Here is a 12,363-nt window from a genome sequence, read left to right as displayed (position 1 = left end):
GGCATCGGTCGGGCACCAGCGGCCGGTGTTTCGGGCACGGAGACGTACGTACCTCTTGGCCCGGTGGCAGGACAGGGTGCTTCAGAGCCGTCGGCGCGGGCATCCGGAGCGCCGTATTCAGGCAAGGGCAGGCACAGACGTCCTGTTCCGGGCAGGGATGACGCCCGTTCGTCAGGGGGAAGGTGGGGGAACCGCGGTTCAGCCGCGCGTCACGCAGAGAGGACTGGATGACGCAGTGAAACCGACGAGCCATGAGTCCAGAGCCGATGTGCGTGAGTTGACCGGACCACCGCCGATCGGCGCGTTGGGCGCCCTGTCCGTGAGCGTCGACAGCCGGTCTCTGGAGCTGGGACCGCCGCGCCAGCGCGCGGTCCTCGCCCTGCTGCTGATCGGCGCGGGCAGCGTGGTGTCGGTCGACGCGATCATCATGCAGATCTGGGGCGACACGCCACCGGCGACTGCCAACGCGACCTTGCAGTCCTACGTCTCCCGCCTGCGCAGGCTCCTCGCCGACTGTGTGCTCCCCGACGGGACCAGTCCCCGACTGCTCTACCAACAACCGGGGTACGCGCTGGTCATCGACCCCGAGCACGTGGATGCGCACCGCTTCGAGCGAGCGGTGAGGGTCGGAGGCCGGCTGGCTCAGACGGGCAGCGTCGAGGAGGCCCACGCCGTACTGAGTTCGGCCCTTGGCACCTGGGCCGGGACCCCGTACGAGGAGCTGAACGCGTACGACTTCGCCGTGCAGGAAGCCGGGCGGCTCGAACAGCTCCGGCTGAGCGCGGTGGAGTCGTGGGCGCAGTGCGCGCTCCGGCTGGGGCGCGAGGAGGACGTGCTGCACCCGCTGGCCGTGGAGGCGCAGCGCAACCCCTTGCGCGAACGGCTCATCGGGCTGTACATGCACGCCCAGTACCGGCTCGGCCGACAGGCCGACGCCCTGCGGACGTACGAGGACACGCGTCGCGCCCTCGCCGAGGAGATCGGCACCGACCCGGGCAGGCCACTGGCGGCGCTGCACGCGGCGATCCTGCGGCAGGACTGTTCTTTGGACCGTTCTTTGGACCGTGCGTCCGAGGTCCCCGAACGGGACACGCGGACCGGTGTCCCGGGCGAGACGGCGCCGGGTTTCCCGGGGCGGCCGCCCCGCCTGGGGGCCGCCGCGGAATCCGCCCGCGTCACCTCTCGGCCCCGCACCGGCCGCGGGGGAGACGCGACGGTGCAGCGGCGGGGAGAGGAAGCCGATCAACCGGTGTTCGTCGGGCGTGACGACGAGCTGCGGACCCTGCTGGAGTGCGCCGTCGGCGCGTTCCACACGTCCGGCCGGGTGGCGTTCGTCGTCGGTGAGGCCGGAATCGGCAAGACGCGGCTGGTGTCCGAGCTCACCCGGACGATCCGCGGCGGCGCGCGTGCTGCCTGGACCTCCTGTTCGGAGAGCGAGGACAAGCCGGACTACTGGCCCTGGACGACGCTGCTGCGCCGCCTGAAAATGCTCTGGCCCGAACGGGTGCGCCGACTGCCCGACTGGATCCGGCACAGCCTCGCGCACCTCCTTCCCGAGATGTGCTCGGAGCTGTGCGATCCGACGGACCACGAACCGGGCGCTCGATCGATGACGGCCCCGCTGTCGCGGGACGGCCGGTTCACCCTGCACGACGCGGTGTGCCAGGCACTGCTGCGTACGGTGTGCGAGCCGACGGTCCTCGTCGTGGAGGACGTGGACCGGGCCGACGCGCCGTCGCTGGCCGTGCTGAGGCTCTTCGTGGAGCAGCTGCGCACCGTCCCGGTCCTCCTGGTGGTCACCACGCGCACGTTCCAGCTGGCCCATGACGCCGAGCTGCGGCGGGCCGAGGCAGTCATCCTCCAGTCGCTGGACGCGCGGCGGATCCTGCTCAACCCCCTGGACCTCTCGGGCACCGAGTCGCTGGCGAAGAGGACGCTGGGCGACAGCCTGGAGCCGCATCTGCTGGAACGGCTGCATCGGCGAACCGCCGGCAATCCCTATTTCCTGGGCTACTTGCTGCACGTGCGGACGCAGGGGCTCGGCGTGGGCCTGGACGCCAAAATCCCTCATGAGCTGGCCGGCGTCGTGCTGCAACGCCTCTCGGGGCTTCCGCCCGGGGTGCGCCGTGTCCTTGAGCTCTGCGCGGTCATGGAGAACGGTTGCGAGCAACGTGCCGTGGAGGCGACGCTGCGGCACGAGGGCATCTCCACGGACACGGTCGTCATGGCGCTGCGCGGAGGGCTGCTGGAGCCCGACCCGTCCGGCGTCGCACGGCTGCGCTTCGTCCATCCGCTGGTGCGCGAGGCGGTCCGCCATGACCTGGAGCACGGGCGTCCGGCGCTGCCGACGGGCGAGGGCGTGACGGCGCTGTCCGTCGGCTACTGACCTTCGCGGTTCGGGGAGACGCCACGGCGGTGCCGGGACCGCACTGATCGCGGCCCCGACACGACGTCACTTCCGGCCGTACGGTTCAGCGGCCGCGCGAGCGGCGGGACGCGGGGCCGGGCCCTGCCTCTTTCAAGGCAGTTCCAGCAGACGCTCCAGTGGGCGACAACCGAGGTGTGCCACGATGGCCGGGCAGGCGCCGGGCTGGCCGGCACCAGTGAGGTTCGAGAAGGGATCTCCGGTTCGATGCATGCCTCTTCTCCCAAGGGTTTCCTTGTTCACCACGGCCGGGCCGGCATCAAGGACGCACGCCCGGACTTCGCCGTGATCGCCTCCGAGGTGCCCGCGGCCACGAGCGCGGTGTTCACCCGCTCCCGCTTCGCGGGACCGAGCGTCCAGATCAGCCGGGAAGCGGTCGCGGACCGGATCACACGAGGCGTCGTCGTCCTGTCGGGCAACGCCAATGTCGCTACCGGGGCGAAGGGCCGCCAAGACGCAGAGGAAGTGCGCCGCCAAGTGGCCGAGGCCATCGGGGCCGACGAGAACGACGTGCTGATCGCCTCGACCGGACTGATCGGCCACCGCTACCCCATGCCCGCGCTGCGCCGCCATGTGGCCTCCCTGCGCTGGCCGTTCTCCGGTGCCGACTTCGACGCGGCGGCGACCGCCATCATGACGACCGACACCCACCCCAAGATCCGCCGCGTCCGCTGCGGTGACGCGACGCTGGTCGGCATCGCCAAGGGAGTGGGCATGATGGAGCCCGACATGGCGACGCTGCTGACGTTCTTCTGCACCGACGCCGAGGTCGACCCCGTCGAGCTCGACGAGGTCTTCCGCCGGGTGATGGACCGCACGTTCAACGCCCTGAGCATCGACACCGACACGTCCACCAGCGACACCGCGGCCGTGTTCGCCAACGGCCTCGCGGGTCCCGTGGACCTGACGGAGTTCGAAAGGGCCCTGGGAGCCGTCGCGCTCGACCTGGTCAAGGACATCGCCCGCGACGGCGAGGGTGCCACCAAGCTCATCGAAGTGCGGGTCACCGGGGCCAGGGACGTCGCACAGGCCAAGCGCGTGGCCAAGGCCGTGGTCAACTCTCCGCTGGTGAAGACCGCCGTGCACGGAGCGGACCCGAACTGGGGGCGGGTCGCCATGGCGGTGGGGAAGTGCCAGGACGACCTCGACATCGACCCCGAGCGCGTGACCATCGCCTTCGGGGGCCAGCAAGTGTATCCGGGAAGCCCCGGCCCCGAGGAACTGGAACGCGTCGCGGAGCACCTCAAGCAGACGGACGTCGGCCTCCACGTAGATCTCGGCGTCCAGCCGGACTCCACCGCCGAGTTCACGGCCTACGGCTGCGACCTCACCGAGGGATACGTGCGCCTCAACGCCGACTACTCGACCTGAAGCCCCCGGCTCGGTGACGTCATGACCCGTGCCTTCGACTCCGTGGCCCCTCCGGACACGGAGCACGCATCGGACTTCCGTACAGTACTGGGCCGTTGTCCCACGGGAGTCGCCCTGGTGACGGCGCCCGCACGGTGCTCCGGGGTGGACCCGCCCGGGATGGTCGTCGGCACCTTCACCTCGGTGTCCCTGGATCCGCCCCTGGTGGGATTCCTGCCCGCACGCACGTCGACGACCTGGCCCCTGATCCAGGCCGCGGGCCGGTTCTGCGTCAACGTGCTGAGCGCCGGACAGAGAAGCGTGAGTGAGGCGTTCACCGCGAAGTCCCCCCGCCGCTGGGAGATCCCCTACCGTCGGTCGCCCTCGGGCTGCCCCCTGCTGACCGACGCCGTCGCCTGGGTCGACTGTGCCCTGTACGAGCAGTACGAAGCGGGGGATCACTGGTTCGTCACGGGCGTGGTACGGGCGATGGGCACGGGGAGGAAGGGGCCGCCGCTGGTCTTCCTCGGCGGCGACTACGGGACGTACGCTCCGCGCGCCGTTCGGAGCCTGCCGTGAAGGAGGGTGTCGCCGACCGTGGCTGCGCCGGGCATCCGGGCTGTCCCAGCGGCCCGCCCCTCGCGGATTCCAGGAACGCGAGGCATGGAAACCGCTCCGTTCCTCAAGGAGGATCCGCCGACGCGTCGTGCAGCTTCTTCAGCAGTTGGCCGGTGTCGGGGTGGCCCCACTCCGCGAGGATGGCCGCGGCCTGCTCCCAACTGGACTGTGCGGCGGTGTGGTTGCCCTGTTCGTGCAGCGTGTCGCCGATGTGGCCGAGGGTGTCCGCCTCAAGGGTGCGGTCGCCGACCTCTCGGAAGAGGACGAGGGCCTGGCGGTAGCAGGACAGGGCTTGGGGGTACTGCCCGAGATGGTGGTGGGCGTATCCGAGGCTGTCCCAGGCGGCGGCCTCGCCGTTGATGTCGCCGGTCTTCTGGTGCTGGGCGACGGCCGTGGAACACTGCGTGAGAGCTTCGTCATGGTCGCCGCGCAGGATGTGGGTCCAGCCGATCTCGTTGAGCACGCCGGCCTGCCTGCTGATGTCGTCCGTCGCGCGGTAGTGGGCGAGGGCCTGGGCGTAGTGGTCCAAGGCCTCCTGGTGGCAGGCGCGGCTGTTGGCGAGGAAGGCGAGGCTGCGGAGCGTACGGGCCCGGCCGTTTCGGTGACCGAGGGCGGTGAACAGGTCCAGGGCGCGGCCGAGGTGGAACGCCGCGTCCCCGTCCGCATTGGCGCGGTGCAGCGCGAAGCCCAGCGTGCGATGGATGTGGGCCCGTCCGAGTCGGTCGTCGTGCCGCTCGGCGGAAGCCAGGGCCACGCGCTGCACGGTGAGCTGTTCCTCCCTGAGGCCCCGCCGGTCCAGGAAGAGCTCCAGAGCCAGCGCCAACTGCCAGGTGTGGACGGTGAATCCGACAGCCGCGGCGCGTTCGACGAGGGCCAGCAGCCCGGGAAGTTCGACGGCGAGCCATCCAGCGGCGGGCTCCCGTCCCGTGAGGGGCTGGGGAGCGCTGCCTGAGCGGTGTGGAGGGGGCGTCTCGCGTTCGGCGCGGTACGGGAAGAGCAGGTCCACCGCTGTCCGCGCGGTACGCAGCGTGTGGTCGAGGAGCCTCCCGAGTGCCTCCCGGCGCTCCTCTTCGCTCTCCTCTTCGTGGAGGAGTTCGGCCGCGTAGGCGCGCAGCAGATCATGGCTGGTGTAGCGGCCCGGAGCGCGCTCGGCCAGGAGGTGGGAGCGGGTCAGGGCGGTCAGTGCCGTGCGGGCCTCGCCCGGCGTCAGGCCGGCGAGGCTCGCTGCGGCGGACCGGGAGACGTCGGGGCCGGGGTGGAGTGCCAGAAGGCGGAAGAGCCGGGCGGCGGCAGGGGCGAGCGCCCGGTGGGACCAGGAGAACACGGCGCGGACGTCGGCTTCGTCGCCGGAGAAGGCGTCCAGACCGCCGTGGCCCTCGCGCAACTCGGCGGCGATCGATGTGAGCGGGAGGGCGGGGCTCGCGTCGACGCGCGCCGCCACGATGGCGAGCGCCAGGGGCAATCGGCCGCACAGGGCGACGACGCCCTCGGCGGCGCCCGGTTCGGCGGCGAGCCGATGAGCGCCGATCCGCTGGGACAACACCTCGTGTGCTTCGGCGTCGCCGAGCGGTTCCAGGGTGAGCGAGTGGGCACCGTCGGCGGCGATCAGTCCCTGCAGTCGGCTGCGGCTGGTGATGATGACGAGGGAGCCGGGTGAAGCGGGCAACAGGGGGCGCACCTGCGCGGAGTCACGGGCGTTGTCGAGCAGGACCAGCACGCGCCGATTCGCCAGCAGGCTCCGGTAGAGGGCGGACTGGGCATCGGGTCCTGTGGGCATGCCGCGTGGATGTACACCCAGGCCGTGGAGGAAGGCGCGCAAGACATCGCCAGGCTCCACGGCGGCTCCGGCGGGATCGAAGCCCCGCAGGTCCGCGTAGAGCTGACCGTCGGGGAAGTGGCGGGTGACACGGTGGGCCCAGTGCACGGCCAAGGACGTCTTGCCGACGCCCGCCATCCCCTCGATCGTGGTGATCACGGTGGCCCGGTGGGCGGTGCCTGGCGGGTCGATCCTGGGCAACAGGGCCATGACGCGCGCGAGTTCGCCGCGCCGACCGGCGAATACCGGGAGGTCGGCGGGGAGCTGGGCGGGACGGATCACTGGAGCGGGGGTACCGGGCGGCGGCGTGGGCCGCAGGTCGCGACGGGCGTCCGGCGCGCTGCCTGGGTGCGGGCCCGGGGGCGTACCGGATGGCCGTACGCCGGAGGGATCCTGGTCGAGCACCCGCTGCTGTGCCTCTGTCAGCTCGCGCCCGGGAGTGATGCCCAGCTCATCGGCCAGTCGGTCCCGTGCGGCACGGTAGGCCGTGAGTGCCTCGGCCTGGCGCCCGGCGGCGGCCAGGACGAGCACGAGGCGAGCCTGGAGGGGTTCGTCCAGAGGGCGAGCGGCGGCGGCCCGCCGCAGCGGGGCGAGGACGCGGTCCGGTGCACCGGCTGTCAGGGCGTCAACGGCGGCGTCGCGCACGACGCCGACGCACTCCTCCTCGACGGTGGTGAACGCCGGGTGCGCCCGGACGTCCGGGGGAACGCCGTCGGCGATGGGCCCGCGCCACAGCGGGAGCGCTTCGTCGTACAGGGTGGTCGCGGTCTGTGGCGACCCCTCGCCCGCCGCCTGCCTGGCTCGTGCCGCCAGACGGCGGAAGACCAGAAGGTCCAGACAGTCGGCGTCGATGTCGAGTCGGTAGCCTCCGGAGCAGCGCACCACTGCCCCGGCCTCCCCGTCTCCGGCCTTCGGCGCCTCGGGGCTCAACAGGCGCCGCAGCGAGCCCACATGGTGGCGCACGACGTTCGCCGCGCTCCTCGGGGGACCCTGCGGCCACAGCACGTCGACCATGTCGCTCAGACTCACCGGTGAGCCCGCCCGTACCAACAAAAGCGCCAGCAGCGCCCGTTGCTTGGGAGGCCCCAGAGCGAGCTCCGTGTCACCCCGCCACGCCCTGACCGGTCCGAGCACCGTGAACCGCATAGTCGGAACTGTAGTCGGACCCATGGTGCCCGCCCGGTCACCGTGGGCTGCTCGGCCCGCCGCGAAGCCCTTTTCGACACTTTTTCGACACACCACCTCGTCTACGCTCGCGACGGTGCGGCGGCCGGAAAGACATGCGTGCCAGGGAGTGGACTGAACCGGCTGCTCCCGGGCCCCGTACAGGTGTGAAGCGTGAGGGTGAAGGACGGCCGACCGGACTGATGGGACCGGGGCCCGGCCGGAGCGGACACGAGGGAGGGCCACACATGACAGATGCGGTCATAGGACGCACGGCCGTCGCGGAGGGCGAAGAACGCCGCCGCCGCATCGTGGCCAGCGCACGTCGCACGGGATTCGTCGACGTCACCGCGACCGCCGCCGACCTGGGAGTGTCCAAGGAGACGGTACGGCGTGACTTGAGCGTGCTGGAGCGGCGCGGGCTGGTGCGGCGTACGCACGGGGGCGCGTATCCGGTGGAGAGCAGGGGTTTTGAGACGACGTTGGAGTTCCGCACCGGGATGCACGTCGCGGAGAAGGCACGGATCGCGACGGCCGCCGCGGAACTCCTGGGGGACGCCGAGACGGTCTTCATCGACGAGGGCTACACGCCGCAGCTGATCGCCGAGGCGCTGCCCGACGACCGCCCGCTCACCGTGATCACCGCGTCGCTCATCACGGCCCAGGGCCTGGCGACGAGGCCGAAGGTCACCGTCCTGCTCCTCGGAGGCCGGGTCCGGGGCCGCACGATGGCCACCGTCGACCACTGGGCGGCCCAGATGCTGTCCGAGTTCGTGATCGACCTGGCCTACGTGGGAGCCAACGGAATCTCCCGCGAACACGGCCTCACGACCTCCGACCCGACGGTCAGCGCCGTCAAGCGGCAGGCCATGCGGGTCTCGCGCAGACGGATCTTCTCCGGGGTGTACTCGAAGTTCGGCGCGGTCAGTTTCTGCCGCTTCGCCGAAGCGCGCTCCTTCGAGACGATCGTCACCGACACCCGGCTGTCGCCGACCGAGGCCCGGCGTTACGCGCTGCTTGGACCGGAGGTGCTGCGGGTGTGACGCCGGATTGCCGACCGGCGCGGAGCGGGCCGGCACGCCGGGCCGGTCGCGTCCCTGCCGCCGGGGCCGCACGCGGCACCCGGAGGGGCCGGCACCGCGCGGGGGTCCGGTCCGAAGGCCGCCCGACGGTGTCAACGGGGAGCGTCAAGACGTCCCCCCGCGGCGCGACAACCGGGCCATGGACGTACGCCGTTGTGCGTTTGCGCCACGGACCAGCCCGTTTTCCGGGACGGACCCTTGACCGGGTGCGCCGAGGCATTGTCCTCACGGCGAAGAACGGGGCAGAGGAACGTTGCTGCAGGGCGCGCGACCTGCTGCGCCCCCGTGACACGGCGCGAAGGCCGACCTGGGCGGAGCACTCACTCGAAAGGGGCAGCGAGTTGCCCCTCGGGTGCCGGGATCCGTCCAATGGATCGCCGATATCCGTCCCCATGCGCGGAGTCGGGCATCCGGTTCCCGAAGACATCCGTCCATGCCCGGCTGCCCATGGACGCCAGAGGCCGGGCTGCCTGCCCGTCATCTCACGAGGAGCCCCTCACGTGACCGAGAAGAACCAGCCCGAGGCGGCCGCGGGTCCGGCCGGAACCCACGCGGACGGGACCGCGACCGCCGCGTCCGGGAGCGAGCCGCAGCCCGTCGTCCCCACGCAGCAGCGGCGCGACACCGGAGCCCCGGAGGAGGCGAACGGGGTCGGGCCCCGACCCGGCCCCGCCGCTTCGGACCCCGCCCCTTCCAGTGCGGCCTCCCCGGGCGCCGTCTGTGCTTCCTCCGCCGGTGCGGACGGAACTCCTGACGGCCCTCCGGCCTCCGCCGTACCCGCCCCGGCCGTCGACGACCACGCAGGTCGTACCCCGGCCGTCGGCGACCACGCAGGACGCACCCCGGCCGTCGGCGACCACGCAGGACGCACCCCGGCCGTCGGCCGCAACGGGCGGGTGATCGCCCGCTCGCGGACCGGCGCCGGGCTTGTCCCTTCCCCGTCGGACCGCCCCACCTCGGCGGCCCCCGCTCCCGATACCGCCACCGGATCCTCTGAAGGCGACGTCCCGTCTGATGGCGATGTCCCGTCGCCCGGTTCCGGAAAGCGCTGGTCGCGACGGGCCAAGGCGGTGCTCGTCGGCGGCTGCGGCCTTGCGCTCGCCGCCGTCGCCACCCCTCTCCTGCTCAGCGCTGTGAATGGCGCCGACACGTCAGGGGCCGACGACTCGCCCGCACCCGCACCCGGGCCTCCTTCGGACTCCACCCGGAGCGAGGCCGCTTCCGTGCTCCGTGCCATGGCCCTGACGACGGCCGCCATCGGCTACGCGCCCGGCATCACCGACAGCGGTTCCCCCGGACGCGGCACGCTTGCCAAGGCTCGTCAGGACAGCCTTCGGTTCGCCCTCGCCGCTTGGGCCGCAGGCGGTTCCCCAGCCCGGGACGACGGCCTGTACGGGACGCTGCTGCGCTCCAGCGGCACGTCTGACGGCGTGGTGACGACACACGTCGGCCTCGCCCCGCGCGGCGAGGTGCTCGCCGCCGACGTCGCGCCCGAAGGGCACAAGCTGGCGGTTCTCACGAGGCGGAGAGAAGAGGGCGGAGCCAGGATGCGGGTGCTGGCCTTCGGCAAGGACGCCGCCGCCCCGAAGTGGTCGACGGTGGGACCCGCCGTGGACCCGGCCTCGGCCTTCGCCATCAGCGACTGCGGTGGCATGCTCGCCTTCGCCGAGCCCGACGGCCACCGCGAGGTGTGGAACATGATGGGCGCCGAACCGGAGAAGGTGTTCGAGTCGAACGGCAACGGCGTGGACCGCTCGGCGGGCGAACGCCAGTTCCTCGACTTCAACAACGACACCCACCGCCTGCTGTACGCGTACGGTCCGCCCGATGCGCTGCGCGGTGAGGTGATCGCCGTGCACGAGGCCGTGCCGTTCGTCGAGACGGGCGTCACGTTCCCCCGTGGCCGCCAGTCGGGCGAGGTCCGACTCAACGGTGTGAAGGCGACGGCGGTCACTGTGCCCGCGGGCTCCGACGGTACGTTCCTGTCCCGCTACGGCGAGCGCGTCTCCGCCGGCTCGGCGAACGGAATCCTCACCGACGCCTCGCACCGGTACATCGTGGAACGCCACGGCAGTGCCCAGGACGTCTACGCCGTACGTGTGCACCTGCCGCTGCTCAACCGCACGTACCAGGCCGTCCTGCCCGCGGGAGCCCGTGCGGCGGCGATCTCCGGGGGAAAGCAGACCATGGTGGTGCCCGTCCGCGAGGACGGGAAGACTCTCCGGATGCTCGTCCTCACCGACGGTGCCCTCTCCGTCGTGGACGGCTCCCGTGTCAACGACCCGGACAGGGCCACGCTGCCCAAGGGCGACACGCTCGTCTCCCGGGCCTGCGAGACGTCCCCCCAACCCCTCACCGCCCGCGAACTCTCCGCGCTGCCCGCCGCCGCACGCGCGTCCGCCGCCGCGGCCTGGCCCTGCCGCTGAATCCCCTGGCAGGAACAGCCTGAAGGTGTCTTGCCGGCCCGTATCTCCACGCCACCGGCGGATCAACGATCTCGCTCCAACCGCCCTGTGATCACGGCCGGTTGCAGGACCTGTCCGGAGGTCAGGCGGCCAGCGCCGCAAGCTCCGCTTTCGCGTGCTTGGTGACCCGGATGGAGAGGGGGGGCTCGTTGGCCAGCGCGTCCCAGCGCCGCCAACTCCGCACGCAGTGTGTGCGTGAACGGGTCGGCACAGTGCCGGGCGTGGTCGACGAACGCCCCGGCTCCACCTTCACGACGTCCTCCCCACCGTTCCCGGAACCGGCGCTGTGCCCAGAGCTGCCTACGCTGATCAACGCGTACCGTGCCCGGTCAGTGGTACCTCATTGCCGTCGAGGCCATGGCGAGGAGGAGTTCCGCACAGGTCGTGGTCTGCTCCTGGACGAATGGGTCCGTCAGATCGGCGGCGGCACGAACTTCAAGCGCTGGAAGTCTCTCGCCCACCGCAGTCACGCAGTCGGACGCTGCTACTCGTTCGAGAGGGCCTTCACCAGGTCGCCGACCTGGGGGTCGGGCAGCGTACGGGCGACGTCGGCCAGCGCGACGATGCCGACCAGGCGGTGCTTTTCGATGACCGGGAGGCGTCGAACCTGGTGCGCGGTCATGGTGCGCAGGATCTCTTCGGCACTGTCGTCCGCATCGATGGTGACCACTTGGTGCTGGGCGAGGTCGCCCGCGGTGACCTCTCCCGGGTCCTGGTCCGCGCCGAGGACCTTGATGACGATGTCGCGGTCGGTGACCATGCCCTTGAGCCGGTCGTCCTTCCCGCAGATCGGCAGCGCCCCGACGCCCAGCTCGGTCATTTTCCTGGCTGCCTGCAGCACGCTCTCCCGTTCGCCGATGCACTCGGCGCCGGGCGTCATGATCTCTCGCGCGGTGGCCATGGTCTGCTCCTGTCTGGAGGTCCTTGTCCGTCGTTGGACGCCGGGCGAGTACCCGGTGCACCGACGGCAAACCGGCGCACGCGCCGACCTGAGCGGAGCGGTGGGCGTGCCGCCGCAGGCTCCGCACCGGGTTCGCTGTGGGGGCACCACGGCGCACCGCCCTCGATCCGCTGGAGCAGGATGCCCTCGCGGACGGCCCAACGGCAGATCGTCAACGTCCTTCCTCGGGCCCGTGAAGCCGGGCAAGCTGCTGGAACGTCCGTGACGTCGCGGCGATGGTGTGCGGCGACCGACTCCCACCTGCACCGGGCCGCGACGTCGCGCGGCTGGTGGCGTACCGCGCGGCGGGCGACGTGCACCGCCTCGGCTGTGGGCGGGGCCAGGTCGTCCAGGTACTCGCGGGTCAGCCCGCTCGCTCCCAGCGGCAACGAGGCCGCGGAGTCCGACAGCCTGCCCCGGCCGACGGCGATCTCCAGGGGGCCGCCGTCGATGTCGAACAGGCCCAGCGGACCGGCCCGCCGTCCCAGCGAGCGCCGGGCCGC

The 12,363-nt window shown here is 71.8% G+C and carries 8 protein-coding genes; 5 read left to right on the top strand and 3 right to left on the bottom strand.

The features are described from left to right. The first annotated feature begins 277 nt into the window (after positions 1-277). From ACIBNE_RS38045 to ACIBNE_RS38035, 3 genes are all read left to right on the top strand, one after another. Positions 278-2,386: a BTAD domain-containing putative transcriptional regulator gene (locus ACIBNE_RS38045; RefSeq protein WP_399280067.1), complete on the top strand. Its 2,109-nt coding sequence runs from the start codon at positions 278-280 to the stop codon at positions 2,384-2,386. Positions 2,387-2,632: 246 nt separating this feature from the next. Next, entirely contained in the window at positions 2,633-3,796 is a 1,164-nt protein-coding gene (gene argJ, locus ACIBNE_RS38040) for a bifunctional glutamate N-acetyltransferase/amino-acid acetyltransferase ArgJ (RefSeq protein WP_399280065.1), read from the top strand. Positions 3,797-3,817: 21 nt separating this feature from the next. Then, on the top strand, positions 3,818-4,354 hold the full coding sequence (locus ACIBNE_RS38035; protein ID WP_399280063.1) for a flavin reductase family protein: 537 nt from the start codon (positions 3,818-3,820) through the stop codon (positions 4,352-4,354). Between the two features lie 103 nt (positions 4,355-4,457). On the opposite strand, the gene ACIBNE_RS38030 is transcribed toward ACIBNE_RS38035, so the two are convergent. Continuing rightward, positions 4,458-7,355, bottom strand: a complete 2,898-nt coding sequence (locus ACIBNE_RS38030; RefSeq protein WP_399280061.1) for an AfsR/SARP family transcriptional regulator — start codon at positions 7,353-7,355, stop codon at positions 4,458-4,460. Between the two features lie 266 nt (positions 7,356-7,621). Here ACIBNE_RS38030 and ACIBNE_RS38025 point away from each other — a divergent pair, with 266 nt between their 5' ends. After that, positions 7,622-8,416 (top strand): DeoR/GlpR family DNA-binding transcription regulator, encoded by a 795-nt coding sequence (locus tag ACIBNE_RS38025; protein ID WP_399280059.1) that lies wholly within the window; start codon positions 7,622-7,624, stop codon positions 8,414-8,416. A gap of 539 nt (positions 8,417-8,955) precedes the next feature. Beyond that, entirely contained in the window at positions 8,956-10,881 is a 1,926-nt protein-coding gene (locus tag ACIBNE_RS38020) for a hypothetical protein (RefSeq protein ID WP_399280057.1), read from the top strand. A 523-nt stretch (positions 10,882-11,404) separates the two neighbouring features. Here ACIBNE_RS38020 and ACIBNE_RS38015 read toward each other — a convergent pair. Next, complete coding sequence (locus tag ACIBNE_RS38015; RefSeq protein ID WP_399280055.1) at positions 11,405-11,821, bottom strand: CBS domain-containing protein; 417 nt, start codon at positions 11,819-11,821, stop codon at positions 11,405-11,407. Next, entirely contained in the window at positions 11,797-12,348 is a 552-nt protein-coding gene (locus ACIBNE_RS38010; RefSeq protein WP_399280152.1) for a hypothetical protein, read from the bottom strand. The genes ACIBNE_RS38015 and ACIBNE_RS38010 overlap by 25 nt, the downstream gene beginning before the upstream one ends. Positions 12,349-12,363 lie beyond the last annotated feature (15 nt).

Origin of the sequence: Streptomyces sp. NPDC050504 (assembly GCF_044458065.1) — a bacterium.
In the GTDB taxonomy this organism is placed as follows: domain Bacteria; phylum Actinomycetota; class Actinomycetes; order Streptomycetales; family Streptomycetaceae; genus Streptomyces.
Note: the sequence above shows the minus strand (reverse complement) of the source record. Positions and strands in the feature narration are given on the sequence as shown.